23 protein-coding genes are annotated in these 18,504 nt (G+C 74.4%); 13 read left to right on the top strand and 10 right to left on the bottom strand.

From position 1 onward, the window contains the following. Nucleotides 1–4: 4 nt before the first annotated feature. The 7 genes from OO57_RS11625 to hemB all read left to right on the top strand — a co-directional run bounded on the left by OO57_RS11625 (nt 5) and on the right by hemB (nt 7,191). Nucleotides 5–271: a glutaredoxin family protein gene (locus OO57_RS11625; RefSeq protein ID WP_033252337.1), complete on the top strand. Its 267-nt coding sequence runs from the start codon at nt 5–7 to the stop codon at nt 269–271. Nucleotides 272–397: 126 nt separating this feature from the next. Next, nucleotides 398–1,072 (top strand): 3'-5' exonuclease, encoded by a 675-nt coding sequence (locus tag OO57_RS11620; protein WP_033252299.1) that lies wholly within the window; start codon nt 398–400, stop codon nt 1,070–1,072. 107 nt (nt 1,073–1,179) lie between these two features. Then, nucleotides 1,180–2,070 (top strand): redox-sensing transcriptional repressor Rex, encoded by an 891-nt coding sequence (locus OO57_RS11615; protein ID WP_051777300.1) that lies wholly within the window; start codon nt 1,180–1,182, stop codon nt 2,068–2,070. Nucleotides 2,071–2,101: 31 nt separating this feature from the next. Beyond that, nucleotides 2,102–3,508 (top strand): glutamyl-tRNA reductase, encoded by a 1,407-nt coding sequence (locus OO57_RS11610; RefSeq protein WP_033252297.1) that lies wholly within the window; start codon nt 2,102–2,104, stop codon nt 3,506–3,508. 41 nt (nt 3,509–3,549) lie between these two features. Then, the gene (gene hemC / locus OO57_RS11605; protein ID WP_033252336.1) at nt 3,550–4,524 is read left to right on the top strand and encodes a hydroxymethylbilane synthase; all 975 of its coding nucleotides are present in this window, start codon (nt 3,550–3,552) and stop codon (nt 4,522–4,524) included. Further along, the gene (locus tag OO57_RS11600; RefSeq protein WP_033252296.1) at nt 4,521–6,140 is read left to right on the top strand and encodes a uroporphyrinogen-III synthase; all 1,620 of its coding nucleotides are present in this window, start codon (nt 4,521–4,523) and stop codon (nt 6,138–6,140) included. Before hemC ends, OO57_RS11600 begins: the two co-directional genes overlap by 4 nt. Before the next feature lie 70 nt (nt 6,141–6,210). Then, entirely contained in the window at nt 6,211–7,191 is a 981-nt protein-coding gene (gene hemB / locus OO57_RS11595; RefSeq protein ID WP_033252295.1) for a porphobilinogen synthase, read from the top strand. Between the two features lie 7 nt (nt 7,192–7,198). On the opposite strand, the gene OO57_RS11590 is transcribed toward hemB, so the two are convergent. The 4 genes from OO57_RS11590 to OO57_RS11575 form a co-directional block, all read right to left on the bottom strand. Beyond that, nucleotides 7,199–8,026, bottom strand: coding sequence for an RNA ligase family protein (locus tag OO57_RS11590; protein WP_234337314.1), 828 nt, complete (start codon nt 8,024–8,026; stop codon nt 7,199–7,201). Nucleotides 8,027–8,149: 123 nt separating this feature from the next. Next, on the bottom strand, nt 8,150–8,407 hold the full coding sequence (locus OO57_RS11585) for a hypothetical protein (RefSeq protein WP_033252294.1): 258 nt from the start codon (nt 8,405–8,407) through the stop codon (nt 8,150–8,152). Nucleotides 8,408–8,611: 204 nt separating this feature from the next. Continuing rightward, complete coding sequence (locus tag OO57_RS11580; protein WP_033252293.1) at nt 8,612–8,956, bottom strand: hypothetical protein; 345 nt, start codon at nt 8,954–8,956, stop codon at nt 8,612–8,614. Nucleotides 8,957–9,102: 146 nt separating this feature from the next. Then, entirely contained in the window at nt 9,103–9,447 is a 345-nt protein-coding gene (locus OO57_RS11575) for a hypothetical protein (protein ID WP_014136472.1), read from the bottom strand. Nucleotides 9,448–9,715: 268 nt separating this feature from the next. Between OO57_RS11575 and OO57_RS43750 the strand changes: the two genes are divergently transcribed. Further along, on the top strand, nt 9,716–10,423 hold the full coding sequence (locus OO57_RS43750) for a hypothetical protein (RefSeq protein WP_051777282.1): 708 nt from the start codon (nt 9,716–9,718) through the stop codon (nt 10,421–10,423). A gap of 67 nt (nt 10,424–10,490) precedes the next feature. Here the strand turns inward: OO57_RS43750 and OO57_RS39360 are convergent, their stop codons facing one another. The 3 genes from OO57_RS39360 to OO57_RS11555 form a co-directional block, all read right to left on the bottom strand. After that, the gene (locus tag OO57_RS39360) at nt 10,491–10,874 is read right to left on the bottom strand and encodes a hypothetical protein (protein WP_051777281.1); all 384 of its coding nucleotides are present in this window, start codon (nt 10,872–10,874) and stop codon (nt 10,491–10,493) included. Nucleotides 10,875–10,988: 114 nt separating this feature from the next. Then, nucleotides 10,989–11,279 (bottom strand): chaplin, encoded by a 291-nt coding sequence (locus OO57_RS11560; RefSeq protein ID WP_033252292.1) that lies wholly within the window; start codon nt 11,277–11,279, stop codon nt 10,989–10,991. Between the two features lie 89 nt (nt 11,280–11,368). Then, a complete protein-coding gene (locus OO57_RS11555) occupies nt 11,369–11,611 on the bottom strand; it encodes a chaplin (protein WP_033252291.1) in 243 nt (80 codons plus the stop codon). A 448-nt stretch (nt 11,612–12,059) separates the two neighbouring features. Between OO57_RS11555 and OO57_RS11550 the strand changes: the two genes are divergently transcribed. After that, on the top strand, nt 12,060–12,299 hold the full coding sequence (locus tag OO57_RS11550) for a chaplin (protein WP_033252290.1): 240 nt from the start codon (nt 12,060–12,062) through the stop codon (nt 12,297–12,299). Nucleotides 12,300–12,378: 79 nt separating this feature from the next. Here OO57_RS11550 and OO57_RS11545 read toward each other — a convergent pair whose 3' ends face one another. Next, entirely contained in the window at nt 12,379–12,957 is a 579-nt protein-coding gene (locus OO57_RS11545; protein WP_033252289.1) for a DUF4291 domain-containing protein, read from the bottom strand. 105 nt (nt 12,958–13,062) lie between these two features. On the opposite strand from OO57_RS11545, the gene OO57_RS11540 reads away from it, so the two are divergent. Beyond that, nucleotides 13,063–14,013, top strand: a complete 951-nt coding sequence (locus OO57_RS11540) for an N-acetylglucosamine kinase (protein ID WP_033252288.1) — start codon at nt 13,063–13,065, stop codon at nt 14,011–14,013. 9 nt (nt 14,014–14,022) lie between these two features. Here OO57_RS11540 and OO57_RS11535 read toward each other — a convergent pair whose 3' ends face one another. Beyond that, a complete protein-coding gene (locus OO57_RS11535) occupies nt 14,023–14,538 on the bottom strand; it encodes an ATP-binding protein (protein WP_051777278.1) in 516 nt (171 codons plus the stop codon). 169 nt (nt 14,539–14,707) lie between these two features. Between OO57_RS11535 and OO57_RS11530 the strand changes: the two genes are divergently transcribed. Together OO57_RS11530 and OO57_RS11525 are read left to right on the top strand one after the other, a co-directional pair. Then, a complete protein-coding gene (locus OO57_RS11530) occupies nt 14,708–15,466 on the top strand; it encodes a GntR family transcriptional regulator (protein WP_033252287.1) in 759 nt (252 codons plus the stop codon). Nucleotides 15,467–15,629: 163 nt separating this feature from the next. Further along, nucleotides 15,630–17,441: an alkyl/aryl-sulfatase gene (locus OO57_RS11525; RefSeq protein WP_033252286.1), complete on the top strand. Its 1,812-nt coding sequence runs from the start codon at nt 15,630–15,632 to the stop codon at nt 17,439–17,441. Nucleotides 17,442–17,545: 104 nt separating this feature from the next. On the opposite strand, the gene OO57_RS11520 is transcribed toward OO57_RS11525, so the two are convergent. Continuing rightward, nucleotides 17,546–18,088 (bottom strand): YbhB/YbcL family Raf kinase inhibitor-like protein, encoded by a 543-nt coding sequence (locus OO57_RS11520; RefSeq protein WP_033252285.1) that lies wholly within the window; start codon nt 18,086–18,088, stop codon nt 17,546–17,548. A 229-nt stretch (nt 18,089–18,317) separates the two neighbouring features. Here OO57_RS11520 and OO57_RS46750 point away from each other — a divergent pair, with 229 nt between their 5' ends. Further along, a complete protein-coding gene (locus OO57_RS46750; protein WP_267884958.1) occupies nt 18,318–18,443 on the top strand; it encodes a hypothetical protein in 126 nt (41 codons plus the stop codon). Nucleotides 18,444–18,504 lie beyond the last annotated feature (61 nt).

The raw sequence follows: 18,504 nt of genomic DNA, 5'->3' as shown, positions 1-18,504 counted from the left end.
GAGCCTGCTGCGACGCGCGAAGAAGAACCCCGCCGACACCACCGTGACCCTGATCGGCAAGCCCGGCTGCCACCTGTGCGAGGACGCCCGGGAGGTCATCCTCCGGGTCACCGCCGACCTGGGCGCCGCCTTCGAGGAGAAGGACGTCCTGGCGGACCCGGCCCTGTACGAGCAGTACGCCGAGCAGATCCCGGTGACCCTGGTCGACGGCCGCCAGCACGACTTCTGGCGGGTCGACGAGGCCCGGCTGCGCAAGGCGCTGGGCGGCTGACCCGGCCCCCGCGCCACCGGTGCTTCGTGAACGTTCGATCAAGATCGCCCTAGGAATCCGCTGACTTCTCGGCTTACGATCGAACGGTTTCCGTGTCCGCCGGGGGCTGTGCAAGAGGAGGGCGCGATGAACGGCTACGCCGTCGTCGACGTCGAGGCCACCGGTCGTAGCCCCTGGCGCCACCGGGTGGTCGAGGTCGCCGTGGTGCAGCTGGACGCCGGGCTGCGGGTCGAGCGCGAGTTCGCCACCCTGGTGGACCCGGGCGGCCCGGTCGGGCCGACGCACGTGCACGGGATAGCGCAGGGCGACGTCCTCGGGGCGCCGCGGTTCCGGCAGATCGCGCCCTGGCTGCTGGAGCTGCTGGCCGGCCGGGTGCTGGTCGGCCACCACGTGACCTGCGACCGGGCGTTCCTGGAGCGGGAGTTCGCGCGCATCGGGGTGGCGCTGCCGCCGGTGCCGCTGCTGTGCACGATGCGGATGGCCCGCCGGATGCTGCCGGAGGCGGGCGGCTTCGGCCTGTCCGCGTGCGTGGACGCGGCCGGCCTGGGCTGGTTCCCGGCGCACACCGCGCTGGGGGACGCGCTGGCGACGGTGGAGCTGCTGCGGCACTGCCGCCGGACGGGCTGCACCGAGGTGCCGCCGCCCGCGCAGCCGGTGGTGCCGTGGCCGCGGCTGGGCCCGGCCCGCTCGGAGCGCTCCAGGGAGGACGTCCCGCTGCTGCGCCGGGTGGCGCCGCTGGGGCCGTGGCCGGCCGGGGTGGAGGGCCCGCGGGTGCTGATCGGTTCGGCGGGTTACGAGTGATGCGTGTCACTGTTCGGGGACAAATCGGACACCATCTTTGTGCACACGTTCACAAACGCATAGCCTGGCGGTCCAAGCCCAGCTTCACCCGCAGGAGCAACGTGGCAATCGGCCGACCCTCACCCAGCAGTTCGCAGACGCCCGACCCCGGCGCCGCGCGCCGACCCTCGCGCGCGCGGGGCATCCCCGAGGCGACCGTCGCCCGCCTCCCGCTCTACCTGCGGGCGCTCACCGCGCTCTCCGAGCGCTCCGTCCCGACCGTCTCCTCCGAGGAGCTGGCCGCCGCCGCCGGGGTGAACTCCGCGAAGCTCCGCAAGGACTTCTCCTACCTGGGCTCCTACGGCACCCGCGGCGTCGGGTACGACGTGGAGTACCTCGTCTACCAGATCTCCCGCGAGCTGGGCCTCACCCAGGACTGGCCGGTCGTCATCGTCGGCATCGGCAACCTGGGCCACGCCCTCGCCAACTACGGCGGTTTCGCCTCCCGGGGCTTCCGGGTAGCCGCGCTGCTGGACGCCGACCCGAACGTGGTCGGCAGTACCGCAGCGGGCCTGCCCGTGCGGCACATGGACGAGCTGGAGGAGATCGTCGCCACCCAGCACGTCTCCATCGGCGTGATCACCACCCCGCCCGGTGCCGCCCAGCAGGTCTGCGACCGGCTGGTGGAGGCGGGCGTGACCAGCATCCTGAACTTCGCCCCGACCGTGCTGACCGTGCCGGACGGGGTGGACGTGCGCAAGGTCGACCTGTCGATAGAGCTGCAGATCCTCGCCTTCCACGAGCAGCGCAAGGCCGGCGACGAGCCGTCCGCGGGCGACTCGGTGCTCGACCGCGCCCCCGGGCCGGTCCGCGCCGCCGCCGCCAAGCTGCGCCGGGCCGCCGGCGGCGGCAAGGCCGAGCAGGCGAAGACCGCCCAGCCGAAGGCCGCGCAGCCGAAGGCCGCGCCCGCCGCCCAGGGCGGCCCGGACGACGACCTGTCCGCGGTGATGCCGGCGTGAGCACGAACATCCGTCACGACGAGGTGGGGGCATGAGTCTTCTGGTAGTCGGTCTGAGCCACCGGACCGCGCCGGTCGGCGTGCTGGAGCGCGCCGCGCTCACCGGCGACAGCCCGACCCGGGTGCTGCACGAGGCGGCCGCCTCGGCGACCGTCGGCGAGGCCGCGCTGGTCAACACCTGCAACCGGATCGAGCTGTACGCCGACGTGGACAAGTTCCACGCGGGCGTCGCCGAGCTGTCCCAGCTGCTCGCCGGGCACAGCGGCGTCGACCTGGACGAGCTCACCCCCCACCTGTACGTGCACTACGAGGACCGCGCCGTCCACCACCTGTTCTCGGTGGCCTGCGGCCTGGACTCGATGGTCGTCGGCGAGGGCCAGATCCTCGGCCAGCTGCGCGACGCCCTGGCCAAGGCGCAGGAGGAGCACACCGCGGGCCGCGGCCTGAACGAGCTGTTCCAGCAGGCCCTGCGGGTCGGCAAGCGCGCGCACAGCGAGACCGGCATCGACAGGGCCGGGCAGTCGCTGGTCACCTTCGGCCTGGAGCAGGTCGCCGCCGGGGCCGGCCCGATCGCGGGCAAGCGCGCCCTGGTGGTCGGCGCGGGCTCGATGAGCTCGCTGGCCGCCGCCACCCTGGCCCGCTCCGGCGTCACCGACCTGCTGGTCGCCAACCGCACCCCGGCCCGCGCCGAGCGGCTGGTGGAGATCCTCGGCGGCGCCGCCCGCACCCTGGAACTCGCGAAGGTCCCGCAGGCGCTCGCCGACGTCGACCTGGTGATCTCCTGCACCGGCGCGGCCGGCACCGTGATCGACGCCCCCGAGGTCGCCGCCGCCGTCGCCGCCCGGACCGCTGAAGAACCCCTCGCCTTCCTCGACCTGGCCATGCCCCGGGACGTCGACCACGCCGTCCGCGAGCTCGACGGCGCCCTGCTGGTCGACCTGGAGAGCCTGTCGCACGCGCACGCCGCCACCCCCGGCGCGGGCGACGTGGACGCCGTCGCCACCATCGTCGCGGACGAGGTCACCGCCTTCGGCCAGGCGCAGCGCGCCGCCCGGATCGCCCCGACCGTGGTCGCCCTGCGCGCCATGGCCTCCGAGGTGGTCAGCAGCGAGCTCGCCCGCCTCGCATCCCGGCTGCCCGACCTGGACGAGCGCTCCAGCGCGGAGATCTCGCAGACCGTGCGCCGGGTGGTCGACAAACTGCTGCACGCCCCGACCGTCAAGGTCAAGCAGCTCGCCGCCGAACCCGGCGGGGCCTCCTACGCGGAGGCCCTGCGCGAACTGTTCGACTTGGACCCCGCGGCAGTGCACGCTGTCTCCGGCACCCCGATCGGTGCCCAGGCGGGGTCCTCGATCCCGCCGGGCGGCGTCCCCGCCGCCCAGGCCGCCCTCGCCCCGCCCGCCGGAGCCACCGCCCCGCCCGCCGGAGCCACCAGATGAACACCCCGTCAGCCCCCCAGCACGACCAGGACGATCACCTCATGAATGGTCCAGAGACAGTGACGCCGCTGCGCCTCGGCACCCGCCGCAGCGCCCTCGCCACGGCCCAGTCGGGCATGGTCGCGGAGGAGGTGGCCAAGGTCACCGGCCGCCGGGTGGAGCTGGTCGAGATCACCACCTACGGGGACGTCTCCCGCGAGTCGCTGGCCCAGATCGGCGGCACCGGGGTGTTCGTCTCCGCGCTGCGCGACGCCCTGCTGGAGGGCCGCATCGACCTGGCCGTCCACTCGCTCAAGGACCTGCCCACCGCCGCCCCCGCCGGGCTGCTGCTGGCCGCCGTCCCCGAGCGCGAGGACGTCCGGGACGCGCTGGTCGCCCGCGACGGCCTGACGTTGGCCGAGCTGGTCGCCAGGAGCGCCGGCCGCACCGTCCGGGTCGGCACCGGCTCCCCGCGCCGGATGGCCCAGCTGAACGCCTGGGCCCGGGCCCGCGGCGCCGACCTGGAGACCGTGCCGATCCGCGGCAACGTCGACACTCGGATCCACTACGTCACCTCCGGCGAGCTCGACGCCGTGGTGCTGGCCACCGCCGGACTCAACCGGCTCGGCCGCTCCGCCGAGATCACCGAGCACCTCGACCCCGGGCTGATGCTGCCCGCCCCCGGGCAGGGCGCGCTTGCCGTCGAGTGCGTCGACCCGACCCTGGCCGCCGTCCTGGCCCGGCTCGACCACCGCCCCACCCGGGCCGCCGTGGTCGCCGAACGCGCCCTGCTCGCCACCCTGGAGGCCGGCTGCTCCGCCCCGGTCGCCGCACTGGCGACCTGGGCGGGCACCGAACTGCGCCTGGACGGCGTGGTCGGCACCACCGACGGCGCCGAACTGCTCAAGATGTCCGCCAACGGCCCGCTCGTCCCCGACGAGACCGCCGAGGAGCAGGCCGCGGCCCTGGGCCGCGCCCTGGCCACCCGGCTGCTCGACACCGGAGCGGCCGACCTGATGGGGGAGCGCGCCCGATGACCGCCGCCGGATTCCACCCGCCCGCAGGGCGCTGCACCTTCCTCGGCGCCGGCCCCGGCGACCCCGGGCTGCTCACCCTGCGCGCCGTCGACGTGCTCGGCACCGCCGACGTGCTGATCGCCGACCCGCTGACCGCCGCCGCGGTCCGCACCCACTGCCCCAGCGGCGTCCAGGTCATCGACCCGGCCGACGCGGGCAGGGAGCTCGCCGACCTGGCCGCCGACGCGGTCAAGGCCGGGCGCCACCTGGTCCGCACCGTGGACGGCGACCCCGGCCTGGACGGCTGCGCCGCCCAGGAGATGCTGTACTGCGCCAAGGCCGGCGTGCCGTTCGAGGTCGTCCCGGGCGTCGCCCAGTCGGTGGGCGTGCCCGCCTACGCGGGCGTCCCGCTGCGCGGCGGCCAGGGCGCGGACGTCCGCTTCGTGGACGCCGAGGCGCTGCTGGCCGGGCAGGTCGTCGACCTGGGCGCGCCGGAGACCACCCTGGTGGTGCGCACCACCCTGGGCCAGCTGCCCGCGACCGCCAACTCCCTGGTGGCGCACGGCCGCAAGCCCGACGCGGCGCTCTCCGCGACGCTGTCGGGCACCACCACCCGGCAGCGCACCTTCACCTCCACGCTGGCCGCCATCGCCGCCGACCTGAAGGCCGCCCGGGTGCTGCCCTCGCCGGTCTCCGCCCCGGTGGACCCGGCGACCTCGGTGATAGCCGTGGTGGGCGAGCAGGTCGCCCACCGCGCCTCGCACTCGTGGTTCGAGACCAAGCCGCTGTTCGGCTGGAACGTCCTCGTCCCGCGCACCAAGGAGCAGGCCCACGGCCTGTCCGAGCAGCTGCGCTCGTACGGCGCGGTGCCGCAGGAGGTGCCGACCATCGCGGTCGAGCCGCCGCGCACCCCGCAGCAGATGGAGCGGGCCATCAAGGGCCTGGTCACCGGACGCTACGAGTGGATCGCCTTCACCTCGGTCAACGCCGTCAAGGCCGTCCGGGAGAAGTTCGAGGAGTACGGCCTGGACGCCCGGGCGTTCGCGGGCATCAAGGTCGCGGCGGTCGGCGAGACCACCGCGCAGGCGCTGGTCGACTTCGGCGTCAAGCCCGACCTGGTGCCCTCCGGCGAGCAGTCCGCGGCCGGGCTGCTGGAGGACTGGCCGCCGTACGACCCGGTGTTCGACCCGATCGACCGGGTGCTGCTGCCGCGCGCCGACATCGCCACCGAGACCCTGGTGGCGGGCCTGGTCGAGCTCGGCTGGGAGGTCGACGACGTGACCGCGTACCGCACGGTGCGCGCCTCGCCGCCGCCGGCCGAGACCCGGGAGGCGATCAAGGGCGGCGGTTTCGACGCGGTGCTGTTCACCTCGTCCTCGACCGTCCGCAACCTGGTCGGCATCGCGGGCAAGCCGCACAACGTGACCGTCATCGCCTGCATCGGCCCGGCCACCGCCAAGACGGCGGAGGAGCACGGCCTGCGGGTCGACGTGATGGCCCCGGCCCCGTCCGCGTCGGCGCTCGCCCAGGCGCTCGCCGACTTCGGGGCCAACCGCCGGGACGCCGCCACCGCGGCGGGCGAGCCGGTCTACCGGCCGAGCGAACGCCGCCCCGGCTCGCGCCGCAAGGCGCGCTGACCCGCACGCCGGGGGGAGGCCGACGGGCCTCCCCCCGGCGCGTTCTTCCGTGACTCAGGGAGCCTTCGAAGTGTCCGCCGAATTCCCGTCCGTCCGTCCGCGCCGCCTGCGCACCACCCCGGCGATGCGCCGCCTGGTCGCCGAGACCCGGCTGCACCCGGCCGAGCTGATCCTGCCCGCCTTCGTCCGCGAGGGCATCACCGAGCCCCGGCCGATCGGCTCGATGCCGGGCGTCGTCCAGCACACCCGCGACACCCTGCGCCGGGCCGCCGTCGAGGCCGCCGAGGCCGGGATCGGCGGCATCATGCTGTTCGGCGTCCCCGCGGTGCAGGACGCCACCGGCACCGCGGGCACCGACCCCGAGGGCATCCTGCAGCTCGCCGTCCGCGACGTGGTCTCCGAGGTCGGCGACGAGCTGGTGGTGATGTCCGACCTGTGCCTGGACGAGTTCACCGACCACGGCCACTGCGGCGTGCTCGCCGCCGACGGCTCGGTCGACAACGACGCCACCCTGGAGCGCTACGCCGAGATGGCCGTGGTCCAGGCCGACGCGGGCGTCCACCTGGTCGGCCCGTCCGGGATGATGGACGGCCAGGTCGCGGTGATCCGCGCGGCGCTGGACGCCGCCGGGCACCAGGACACCGGCATCCTCGCCTACACCGCCAAGTACGCCTCCGCGTTCTTCGGCCCGTTCCGGGAGGCCGTCGGCTCCTCCCTCAAGGGCGACCGCAAGACCTACCAGCAGGACCCGGCCAACGCCCGCGAGTCGCTGCGCGAGCTGGCCCAGGACGTCGCCGAGGGCGCCGACCTGGTGATGGTCAAGCCCGCGATGTCCTACCTGGACATCGTCCGCCAGATCGCCGACGCCTCCCCGGTGCCGGTCGCCGCGTACCAGGTCTCCGGCGAGTACGCGATGGTCGAGGCCGCCGCGGCCAACGGCTGGATCGAGCGCGAGCGCACCATCCTGGAGACCCTCACCTCGATCCGCCGGGCCGGCGCCGAGCAGATCCTCACCTACTGGGCGGTCGAGGCCGCGGGCATGCTGCGCTGACGGGTCGTCAGGCGCGCCGGGGTCGGGCGGACTCGGGGAAGTCCTTCCGCTTGATCTTGGCGCGCCGCCCGTCCGGGTGGTGGAAGACGATGCCCTCGGCGAGCGCGCCCGGCGCGAACCGGCTCTCCAGCTCCGCCAGGTGCTCCCGCAGGCCCCGGTAGCTGCGCGGGACCTCCTCGTACACCGGCGCCTCGCGGTCGAACGGCAGGCACAGGTGGGCGTCCAGCCCCAGCGGGTTGCCCTGGATCCGCGGCCCCAGCGCCTCGCACGGGTGCTCCCCGTCCGGCCAGCCGTCCACGTCGGTGCCCCGCGCGGCGGCCAGGATCCACTTGTCCTCGGCGGCGTCCTCCGCGGTGTCGACGTACCAGCCGTCGACGATGCCCAGCTTCTTCTGCGCGGCGCTCGGGTTGCGGCGCTTCTCCACCCGCACCAGCCGCCCCGAGCGGACGGTCAGCCGGACGTTCGTGCCGTCCAGCTTCTCGGTCGCCGTGCCCTCACCGGCGAACACCCAGGCGCACTCGGCGCGCGGGCGGTCCACCACCCGGAAGCCGGCGTCCCGCTCGAACAGCGTCGGGATCTTCTCCATGGTCGCCATCCCCCTCCGTACCTGACCGACGAGCTCCTCCGGCGTGACCGTCCCCGCGGCCAGACCGGCGGCCAGCGCGCGGACCAGGTCCGCGACCGACACCTCCGCCTCCACGGCGACCCGCTTCAGCGCCTTCTTCTCCTCCGGCGACACCCAGGCCACCAGCCGGGACCAGCCCTCCGGCGGTACCCAGCGGGCCAGCTTCTCCGGGTCCTTCCTGGGCCTGCCGCGGCCGCGCTTCTCCTCCACGGGCGTTGACGGTAGGTCAGGTTTTCCACTGGTGTCAATTGGCATAACGGAAAATCGAGGCGGGCAGCACGAAGGGCGTGGCGGCCGCGAACGGCCACCACGCCCTCCGTCGTCGGTGAGGCGTCAGTCGATCGCGACGATGCCGCCCTCGCCGCCGCCGACGGCGGTGTCGGTGGCCCAGCCGTAGCCGCCGCCCGCGGTGAAGATGTGGGAGGTCTCGGCGAAGCCCGCCCAGTGGCCGGCGACGAAGGGCTCGTCGGCGGTGGCCACGCCCTCGAAGCCGCCGCCGACGGCGACGTGCGCGTAGGCGGGGGCGGCGATGCCGGCCAGGGCGAGCGCGGCGACCGAGGTGATGACGGCCTTGCCCAGCTTGCTCTTCATGGGGAAGTTCCTCTCTGCGTCAGGTGGTACGTCTCTACGTCAACACAGGGGTGCGGCTGGTTCGGCGCTGCACGCGCCCACCGGTGCTCCGATCACCCGATCGCGCCGCAGACGAACGGGTTTCCGGGAGCGGCCGGAGACGTGGAACCGCCGGGCCCGCGGGGATCGCTCCCCCCGGACCCGGCGGCCGGTTGCGACCGGAGGTCAGCCGATCAGGTGGGAGACGCCACCGTCGCCGCTGCCCACGGTGTTCTGGCCCACGACGCAGGTCTGCGACGGCTCGTTGTCCAGGACGTCGGCCTCGATCGGCACCGCGACGCCGATGACGGCGACGGCGATGTTGTGGACCTCGGGGAGGCAGAGGTTCGGGTTGTCCAGGGTGTGGAAGTTCGGGCTGTGGTTGCCCGAGGTGCCAGTGGCGTTGGTGCCGCCGTTGCCCTGGACCGAGGTGGCGGCGCCGTCCGCGTCGCCGATGGCCATCGCCGGGGAGGCGATCGTGGCGAGACCGGCGGCGGCGACACCGGCGGCGGCGAGAGCCTTCTTGATCATTGGGTTTTCCTTTTCGGATCTGATGGAGTGGAGCAGTGGGCCGGGGCGTGGCTCACGCCCGGCCCCACCGCCGGCCCGGGGGAGCGGAACCGGCGGGTCGTGCCGCGCGGAGCGTGGGGCTCCGCGCCGGGGGCAGTGACGGTGGGTCAGCCGACCAGGTGGGAGACGCCGCCGTCGCCGCTGCCGAGGGTGCCCTGGCCGACCACGCAGGTCTGCTTGGGCTGGTTGTTGAGCGCGTCGACCTCGACCGGAACGGCCACGCCGAGCACCGCGACGCCGATGTTGTGGATCTCCGGGAGGCACAGGTTCGGGTTGTCGGCGAAGTGGAAGTTCGGGCTGTTGTTGCCCCAGGTGCCGGTGGCGTTGGTGCCGCCGTTGCCCTGGATCGACCCGGCCGAACCGTCCGCGTTGCCGATGGCGACGGCGGGGGTGGACACCGCGGCCAGCGCGGCGGCGGCCAGGCCGACGGTAGCGAAAGTCTTCTTGAGCATGGTGGAGATACCTCTCTGAAATGCCGTTCGAGGGGTGCTGCCCCGTCGTCGTCGGGATCAAAGAATGGCGACTCGGAAAGTTACGGGGTCTGCCGGAAATTCGTCAGCGATCACCGGTTTCCCCGCGCGCCGGTCGGATTGTCGACGATGCGGAGATCGGATTATTCAGCCGTTCCGGTTAACTCCCGCTATCCGCGGGGGAACTGGATCGTTCGCCAGGGTGCCCACCAAGTACTCGAACCAGTTTCCCGAACGAACGGCGAACACGATGAAGCTCTCCAAGCGGGCGACCGGCGCCCTGCTGCTGGCGGTCGGTGCCGGCGTGGCGGCGACCCAGGGCGTGGCCCAGGCGGCCCCGAAGACCCCGGCCGAGGTGGCCGCGATCGAGAACGGCCTGGCCACCCAGGAGGTGCCGTTCAGCATTCCGCTCAGCGCCGCGACCGCCCCGCTCCCGCTGCTGCCGGACGGCGGCGAGGTCCACGGCGGGATCCCGACCTCGCCGCTGATGCCGCCCACCGAGACCGGGCAGAGCCCCACCCGGCCGATCCCGGACCACGTGCTGCCCGCGATCAACGGCGGCAAGGCGGGCCCCTCGCTGGGCGCCGCGCTGCCGCTGCCCCAGGTCGACCGCGGCGCCGAGCTGGGCACCCTCGGCCTGGACGCCCCGGCCGCCCCGCTCAACCTGGCCGGCCCGGCGGTCGGCCTCGGCCAGCCGGTCTCCTTCGTGGAGGGCCAGAGCGGCCAGCTCACCGAAGCCGCGCTGACCCTGGACAAGGTCGACCCGCACCTGGTCACCGCGCCGGTGCAGGCCGTCCCCGGGGCGAGCGCCTCGCTCGGCGGCGAGCAGGACCAGATCTCGGTCACCGACTCGCTGCGGAACCTGACCGCCACCACCACCGCCACCACCGGCGAGATGCTCGACCAGGCCGACCCGGTGGGCACCCTCACCGGCTCGCTGGACCAGGCCCGGGTCTGACGGCAGCCCGACGCGCGTACGGCCCGGGCCCCCTCGCGGGGGGCCCGGGCCGTACGCGCGTCCGGTCTCAGCCCGGCAGCACGCCGAGCAGCGGTCCGGCCAGCGGGAGGTCCTCCGCGCCGCCGCCGCCGGACAGCGGGGCGGTCAGCGGGGCGGTGCCGACCGGCGCGACGCCGTTGTCGGGCACGACCGCGACGCCGTTGTTGAGCACGTCCGCGCCGGAGCCGGCCCACGGGTCGAGCCGCAGTTCCTTCACCGGGGCGATCGCGTAGCCCAGCGCGCTGGTGGTGCCGCCGACGGCCTGCTGGGCGTCGGTGTCCTGCAGGTGGGTGGTGGGCGCGGGGAGCCCGCCGAGCGTTTCGGTCTCGGCGTGCGCGGCCTGGGCGGTGACGCCGCCGAGCAGCATCGCGGCGCCGAGCGCGGCCACGGCGCCGGTGGTCTTCCGGGACATCGGCCAATCCTTACGGGGTGAGTGGAGCGGGGCTCCGGGGCGGAACGCGAGCGGCCCCCCGGCCGCTGGGCCGGGGGGCGGTCTGCACGGGGGTGCCGATCAGCCGGGGGCTGTTCAGCAGTCGTCGCCGACCGGCGGCGCCGGGGGCTCCTCGACGACCGGGGCGTCGATGTTGGCGCAGGAGTTGCCGAACGCGGGGTTCAGCAGGCCGATCACGTTGATCGAGTTGCCGCAGACGTTCACCGGGACGTGCACCGGCACCTGCACGGCGTTGCCGGAGAGCACGCCGGGGGAGTTGGCGGCGACGCCCTCGGCGCCGGCCGAGGCGTTGGCCAGACCGGCCGAGCCGAGCACCAGGCCGGCGGCGGCGGCCGACAGGACGGCGGCCTTCTTCACGTTCTGCATGGGGGTTGATCTCCTAGATCACACAGGGAGTTGGTGCGCCGCACCGCACGACGGGCGTGCGGTGCGGCGCGGGCGCTGCGTCAGGCAGTTCAGCCGACGTTGGCGCAGTGGTTGCCGAACGCCGGGTTCAGCAGGCCGATGACGTTGACGGTGTTGCCGCAGACGTTGACCGGGACGTGCACCGGCACCTGGATCAGGTTGCCGGAGAGCACGCCGGGGGAGCCGGCGGCGACGCCCTCGGCGCCCGCGGAGGCGTTGGCCAGACCGGCCGAGCCGAGGACCAGGCCGGCGGCGGCGACGGACAGGACCGCGGCCTTCTTGAAGTTGCGCATAGCTTTCTTCCTCACGTTCTGCCCGACTGTGGATGGTCGGGTGCCGGGCGATTGGCATCATCGCCCGCGGTTTTCCGGATGCGCCGTGAATGTCACTCACGCGGCCCAACACCCTCGTGTCGCCCGTGGCTTGGGCGACACGCGCCGCGTCGGGGTGCGCCCGCGACTGCTCACTCACGGCGGGGAGCGGTCGCTTCGCGGCGCGTCCAGGGCGGCACGGGGCTGCCTGTGGAGCGGTGTTCGTGAGGAAGAACGAGCCGGCGCAGCCGGGGAAACGGGCGGATCCGCCGATCACCCGAATGCGGCGTATTACGCCGAGTGGGTGATTGTTCGGGCGCGTGCGCAACTGTGCCCGGGCGGCTTCGTTGGCCTGGTGCACGTCCCGTGTGCTTCCTACCGGCAGCCCCCGGCGCGGCAATTGGAAGATCTGATTTATCGAGGAGACTCAATGAGCATCAAGAAGGCCGCCGCCGTCGGCGCCGCTGTCGTGGGCATCGTCGCCGCCGGTGCGGGCTCCGCCATGGCGAGCAGCGGCGCCGAGGGTGTCGCCGCCGGTTCCCCCGGTGTCGCCTCCGGCAACGAGATCCAGGTCCCGGTGCACATCCCGGTCAACCTGTGCGGCAACTCGGTGGACGTCATCGGCGCCCTGAACCCCGCGTTCGGCAACTCCTGCGCCAACGTCGGCTGACGCGAGCCCCCTGGTCGACCGAGCCGCCGTCCGCACCCTCCTGACGAGGTGCGGGCGGCGGCTCGGTCGCGTCGGCCGGTCAGGACAGCCCGAGCCGGGCGGCCGCGCCCGCGGGCACCGGGTACGGCCGCTCCGGCGGCAGCAGCCCGGGCTCCCGCGAGGCGTGCAGCGCGCGGGCCAGCGGCGTCAGGTCCTCGATCCGCACCAGCCACTCCTCCGCGTAGCGCCGCACCAGCTCCCCGCCCAGGCCCAGCTGCAGCGAACGGTGCGCCAGCGGCCGCAACTGCAGGTCGCGCTCCGGGTCCCACTGCACCCGGGCCGCACTGCGCCGCAACTCCCGCTGCCACTGCGCCCGCGAGGCGTGCACCCCGCGCTCGTACGCACTCAGCACCGCCGCCCCCAGCGCGGCGTCGAACCCCTCCCGCCGGACCACCACCCCCAGCACCCGCTCCTGCCCCTCGCTCCGGGCCCAGTCGCTGCGGTGCATCAGCCAGCGGAACGAGGGCTTCACCCACGTCATCCGCTCCAGCGAGAACGCCGCCGGGAACCGGCCCTCCGCGACGGCGGGCTCCGCGATCTCCGGCCGGAACGCCTGGTAGACCGTCACCGTCTCGTCGTCGTAGCGGGCCCTGATCTGCTTCTTCGGCACGTCTTCCACCCCGTCATGCTGACTCGTCGGACGCCCGGGCGGTAGCGAATTCGGGGGCGCTCCGGGCCCTCGGCCGCCCCCGGCAGGTGGGAGCATGGGGCCCGGAGGTGTGTGGTGACCGGTGCGGACTTGGTGCTCGGGCTGGACGTCGGGGGCACCAGTACGCGTGTCCTGGTCGCGGGGCTGGACGGGCGGGTGGTCGGGCGGGCGCGCGGCGGCGGGGGGAACCCGGTCGCGCACGGGGCGGAGGCCGCGGCGAAGGAGATCGGGGACGCGGTGCGGGCCGCGCTGGCCGGGGTGGACCCGGGGCGGGTGGTGGCGGGGGTGCTCGGGCTCGCGGGCGGGCTGGTGGTGCAGCCGGACTTCGGGCCGCTCTGGGACGGTCTCGGGCTGGGCGCGCCCCCGGTGCTGGTGAGCGACGTCCTGCTGGCGCACGCCGCGGGCAGCTCCGCGGCGGACGGCCACGTGGTGCTCAGCGGGACGGGCGGGATGGCCGCCGAGGTCCTCGGCCACGAGCTGCGCCGCACCGCGGACGGGCACGGCTGGCTGCTGGGCGACCGCGGCTCGGGTGTCTGGCTCGGTCGGGAGGCCGTCTCCGGCGTCCTCACCGCCATCGACCGGGAGGTGCCGCTGACCGGCCTGGACGCGGCGGTCGCCGCGGCGCTGGCCGGCCCGGACGGCCCGGGCGAGGACCCCCGTTCGACGCTGATCGCGGCCGTCCACGCGCAGGCCCCGGCCCGGCTGGCCCGGCTCGCCCCCGTCGTCCTGGAGCAGGCCGGGCTCGGCGACCCCGCGGCGCTCGCCCTGGTCGCCCGGGCCGCCGACCACCTGCTCGACACGCTCTCGTTGCTCCGCCCGCGCGGTTCCGCGCTGCCGGTCGTGCTGGCCGGCGGTCTGCTCAGCTCCCCGACCCCGCTCGCCGCCCGGCTGCGCCCGCTGCTCGCGGCCCGCTGGCCCGACGCCCCGCTCCGCCCGGCCGGGGACGGCGCGGGCGCGGCGGCCTGGCTGGCGGCGCGGTCGCTGGGGCGCGGCACGGCGGAGCTGCACCGGGTGCTGACGGCCTGACCGCCCCGTTCAGTGGCAGGTCATCGCCCAGGGCGCGACCCCGCCGTGCGGGGCCCCGTGCGGCGGGGGGTCGTCGGCGGTGCCCCCGGCCGGGCGGGACGCGGTGCCCTCGGCCGGGCGGGCGGCGGCGCCGGGGAGGGCGATCTCGGCCCAGACCCACTTGCCGCCGCGCTTGCGCACCACGCCGTGGGCGAGGGCGAGTTCGGCGATCAGGAGCAGGCCGCGGCCGGACTCCTCGTCGTCGGCGGGGCGGCCGGGGACGGGGACGGCGGGGGAGGAGTCGTAGACCTCGATGACGGCGCGGTGGTGCAGCGGGTCGGCGTGGACGCCGACGGTGACGGCGTCCCCGGTGGCGTGGCGGACGGCGTTGCCGAGGAGTTCGGAGGTGACGAGGTCGAGGGCGAAGCGGGTGTCCTCGTCCAGGGGGGTGTTCCAGGCGGTGAGGAGGTCGCGGACCCGGCGGCGTCCGGCGGCGACGGTGGCGGGCTCGCGGGGCAGTGAGAACCATCGACGGTGGACGGACATGGCGGGCTCCTCACGCGGTTTCGCCCGATGGGCGGAGACTCGGCAGCCGATATGAGGGTATGTCAGATCCCAACATCTCTAGACAAGCTGAAATCTCTAGAGATGTCAATGCGTCAGGGACCGCCCCTGCGTAGGATGTCTAGAGAAGAGGGGAAGGAAGTCCGCCGCCATGACCAGTCACCCACGCGCCACGCAGCCCAAGTACCAGCGGATCGCCGAGGACCTCAAGCGCGAGATCGACGCCGGCCGCTACCGCCCCGGCGACCGGCTCCCCGGCGAGAACGACCTGATGGCGACGTACGGCGTGGCCAGGATGACGGCCCGTCAGGCGCTCGGGGTGCTGCAGGGCGAGGGGATAGCGGAGGCCCGCCGGGGCGTGGGCGTGTTCGTCCGGGAGTTCCGGCCGATACGGCGCCGCGGCATCCAGCGGCTGTCCGGCCGGACGTGGGGCGGCGGCGCCTCGGTCTGGTCGGCCGACATAGCCTCCCGCGAGCTGGCGGTGGACCAGCTGAGCGTCGCCGAGCGGGAGGCGCCCGAGCAGATCGCCGCCGTGCTGGGCCTCAAGGCGGGCGAGCCCGCCTGCGTGCGCAGCCGCCGCTTCGTGCTGGACGGCAAGCCGGTGCTGCTCTCCGACTCGTACCTGCCGGCCGCGCTGGTCGCGGGCAGCCGGATCACCGACCCGGACACCGGCCCCGGCGGCACGTACGCCCGGCTCGCCGAACTGGGCCACAAGCCGGTGCACTTCCAGGAGCAGATCCGCTCCCGGATGCCGCTGGGGGACGAGGCGGAGCGGCTGGCGCTGGCACCCGGGACGCCGGTGTTCCTGGTGCACCGGATCGCGTTCGCCGAGGACGGGCAGGCGGTGGAGGTCAACGAGATGGTGCTCGACTCGGCCTCGTACATCCTGGAGTACGACTTCGACGCCTGAGCGGGGCGCCCGGGTTGTCCACAGGCCTGTGGACAACCCGGGCGCGGCCCGTTCACCGGTTCGGAGCAGCAGCCCGGGCCGGGGCGGGGTGCGGCGGCGGAGGCTGGGGGAGGGTCCGCCCGCGAGCGGCGCGGGTGCGGCCCGCGATCCGGGAGGCGCCACGGTGACCCACCACGACCAGCTGGACTACTCCGACCGCACCGACTTCGAGGACGCCGACCGCGGACTGGTCGCCCCGCCCGACACCGACACCGTCACCACCGCGGACGGGCGGGTCGCGTGGGACTTCCGGGCCACCGACTTCCTGGCCGGGGAGTGCCCCGACACCGTCCACCCCAGCCTCTGGCGGCAGTCCCAACTGACCGCCCGCGCCGGGCTGTTCGAGGTCACCGAGGGCGTCTACCAGATCCGCGGCTTCGACCTGTCGAACATGACGCTGATCGAGGGCGAGCGCGGGCTGGTGGTGGTCGACCCGCTGGTGTCCGCCGAGTGCGCGGCGGCCGGCCTGGCGCTCTACCGGAAGCACCGCGGCGAACGCCCGGTCACCGCCGTGCTGTTCACCCACTCGCACATCGACCACTTCGGCGGCGTGGACGGCGTCCTGGCCGAGGGCGCGGACGTCCCGATCGTCGCCCCGTCCGGGTTCCTGGAGCACTCGGTCGCCGAGAACGTGTACGCGGGCACCGCGATGCTGCGGCGCGGCGACTACTACTCCGGCGGCGACCTCCCGGCCGGTCCGACCGGGCTGGTCGGCATGGGCCTCGGCCACACCGCCTCGCACGGCACCCCGAGCCTGCGGCCCGCCACCCTCGACGTCACGCGCACCGGGCAGGAGGAGCGGCTCGACGGGGTGCTGTTCCGCTTCCAGCTGACGCCCGGCACCGAGGCGCCGTCCGAGCTGAACTTCTTCCTGCCCGAGCGCCGCGCCCTGTGCATGGCCGAGAACGCCACCCACAACCTGCACAACATCCTGACCCTGCGCGGCGCGGTGGTCCGCGACGCCCGGATCTGGTCGCGCTACCTCACCGAGGCGATCGACCTGTTCGCCGCCGACTCCGACGTGGTGTTCGCCTCGCACCACTGGCCGACCTGGGGCACCGAGCGGCTCACCCGCTTCCTCTCCGAGCAGCGCGACCTGTACGGCTACCTGCACGACCAGACCCTGCGGCTGCTCAACCAGGGCCTCACCGGCCCGGAGATCGCCGAGCAGCTGGAACTCCCGCCCGCGCTGGCCTCCGCCTGGCACGCCCGCGGCTACTACGGCTCGGTCAGCCACAACGTGAAGGCCGTCTACCAGCGCTACATGGGCTGGTACGACGGCAACCCGGCCTCGCTGTGGGAGCACCCGCCGACCGCGAGCGCCAAGCGCTACGTCGACTGCATCGGCGGCCAGGACGCCGTCCTCGCCAAGGCCCGGGAGTACGCCGACGCCGGTGACCTGCGGTTCGCCGCCCAACTGCTCAAGCACGCGGTGTTCGCCGACCCGGAGGACGGGGAGGCCAAGGAGCAGCTGGCGCAGGTCTTCGAACGGCTCGGGTACGGCGCGGAGAACGCCACCTGGCGCAACTGCTACCTGATGGGCGCGCTGGAGCTGCGCAACCCGCCGAAGGCGATGCCGTTCGGGGCGGGCAACTTCGCCGGGGCGCTCACCGTCGACCAGGTCTTCGACTCGCTGGCGATCCGGGTCAACGGCCCCGCGGCCTGGGGCGAACGGCTCAGCACCGTCTGGAAGTTCACCGACCTCGGCACCACCCACCGGGCGACGCTGCACAACGGCGTGCTGGTGCACGGCGAGGTCACCCGGGACCAGGGCCCGGCCGACCTCACCGCCACCCTCACCAAGCCGCAGCTGTTCGCCCTGCTGGCCGGAAAGGGCCGGGACGGGATCGACCTCAGCGGCGACCCGGCCGTGCTGGACCGGCTGTTCGCGGTCCTGGACGAGTCCGACCCGGCGTTCCCGGTCGTCACCCCCTGACGACCCCGCACCGGGCGGGCGGGCGGACGGCCCGGCGGCAGGCCCGTGTTCGGGCTCGCTGCCGGGGCGTCCGCCGTCGGGGCGTCCGCCCGTTCCGCGCCGGGTCAGTCCTGCGGGGCGTGGGTCTCGTACTCGACGACCAGCACGGCCCGGGCCAGGGCGAGGAAGCCCAGGGTGCCGCTGACCAGGGCCGCCGGGGTGTCCGCGGCCAGCCCGAGGGACTCCACCGGCAGGGCGTGCACCGCGAACACGTAGCGGTGCCGACCGTGCCCGGGCGGCGGGGCGGCGCCGCCGAAGTCGTTGGTGCCGAAGTCGTTGCGGCCGTGCACGGCCCCGGCGGGCAGGCCGGGGAACTCGCCGCTGCCCGCACCGGCCGGCAGCTCGGTGACGTCGGCCGGGATGTCGGTCAGCTGCCAGTGCCACCACCCGCAGCCGGTCGGCGCGTCCGGGTCGAAGCAGGTCACCGCGAAGCTCCTGGTCTCCGCCGGGAAGCCGGACCAGCTGAGCTGCGGCGAGCGGTTCTTGCCCTCGTACGCCTGCTCCTCGCCGATCTCGCCGCCGTCGACGAGGTCGGTGCTGAGCACGGTGAACGACGGGACGGGTCGCAGGAAGTCGAACGGCAGCGGCGGCCGGACGGACGTGGTCATCGGCGGGTTCCCCCCTCGGAAAGCGGTCGCTTCGGGGCGATCCTAACCAGGCCCTCCGGGATCGCCAAACAGCCTGTGGGACAAGGGAATTGGTGTTCGGGGCAGGGGTGCGGGCAGGGGCGCGGGCAGGGGTCGGGGCGGAGAAAACCGCTTGCGTCCGAACGGAATTGGTAGAGACCTTTGGGGGTCGTCGTCCGATTCCGCCGAGGGGGCCCGCGCCGTGGAGGGGATGTTCTCCCGGAAGTACCGGGCGGCCACCGCCTGTTTCGCCGCCGTCGCCTTCCCGACCGCCTTCGCGCTGCTCGCCGTTCCGGCGCTGCTCCTGGTGGCGCTGGCGGTCCGGACGAGAGCGTGAGCAACGGGGGGAGGCACCATCAGGGGCCCCCGGCTCGTTCCCCTTCGCCTGTCGAAGGGTT

It is taken from the genome of Kitasatospora phosalacinea, assembly GCF_000717185.1.
Lineage (GTDB): Bacteria > Actinomycetota > Actinomycetes > Streptomycetales > Streptomycetaceae > Kitasatospora > Kitasatospora phosalacinea_A.
The sequence above is the reverse complement of the archived record's forward strand: the minus strand, read 5'-3'. Positions and strand labels throughout refer to the sequence as shown.

Bases quoted from the DNA above. Each gene is read 5' to 3' on its own strand.
- OO57_RS11620 (WP_033252299.1), top strand. From the start codon at position 398: ATGAACGGCTACGCCGTCGTCGACGTCGAGGCCACCGGTCGTAGCCCC.
- OO57_RS11610 (WP_033252297.1), top strand. From the start codon at position 2,102: ATGAGTCTTCTGGTAGTCGGTCTGAGCCACCGGACCGCGCCGGTCGGC.
- hemC (WP_033252336.1), top strand. From the start codon at position 3,550: ATGAATGGTCCAGAGACAGTGACGCCGCTGCGCCTCGGCACCCGCCGC.
- OO57_RS11600 (WP_033252296.1), top strand. From the start codon at position 4,521: ATGACCGCCGCCGGATTCCACCCGCCCGCAGGGCGCTGCACCTTCCTC.
- OO57_RS11585 (WP_033252294.1), bottom strand. From the start codon at position 8,407: ATGAAGAGCAAGCTGGGCAAGGCCGTCATCACCTCGGTCGCCGCGCTC.
- OO57_RS11580 (WP_033252293.1), bottom strand. From the start codon at position 8,956: ATGATCAAGAAGGCTCTCGCCGCCGCCGGTGTCGCCGCCGCCGGTCTC.
- OO57_RS11575 (WP_014136472.1), bottom strand. From the start codon at position 9,447: ATGCTCAAGAAGACTTTCGCTACCGTCGGCCTGGCCGCCGCCGCGCTG.
- OO57_RS43750 (WP_051777282.1), top strand. From the start codon at position 9,716: ATGAAGCTCTCCAAGCGGGCGACCGGCGCCCTGCTGCTGGCGGTCGGT.
- OO57_RS39360 (WP_051777281.1), bottom strand. From the start codon at position 10,874: ATGTCCCGGAAGACCACCGGCGCCGTGGCCGCGCTCGGCGCCGCGATG.
- OO57_RS11560 (WP_033252292.1), bottom strand. From the start codon at position 11,279: ATGCAGAACGTGAAGAAGGCCGCCGTCCTGTCGGCCGCCGCCGCCGGC.
- OO57_RS11555 (WP_033252291.1), bottom strand. From the start codon at position 11,611: ATGCGCAACTTCAAGAAGGCCGCGGTCCTGTCCGTCGCCGCCGCCGGC.
- OO57_RS11550 (WP_033252290.1), top strand. From the start codon at position 12,060: ATGAGCATCAAGAAGGCCGCCGCCGTCGGCGCCGCTGTCGTGGGCATC.
- OO57_RS11535 (WP_051777278.1), bottom strand. From the start codon at position 14,538: ATGTCCGTCCACCGTCGATGGTTCTCACTGCCCCGCGAGCCCGCCACC.
- OO57_RS11530 (WP_033252287.1), top strand. From the start codon at position 14,708: ATGACCAGTCACCCACGCGCCACGCAGCCCAAGTACCAGCGGATCGCC.
- OO57_RS11520 (WP_033252285.1), bottom strand. From the start codon at position 18,088: ATGACCACGTCCGTCCGGCCGCCGCTGCCGTTCGACTTCCTGCGACCC.
- OO57_RS46750 (WP_267884958.1), top strand. From the start codon at position 18,318: ATGTTCTCCCGGAAGTACCGGGCGGCCACCGCCTGTTTCGCCGCCGTC.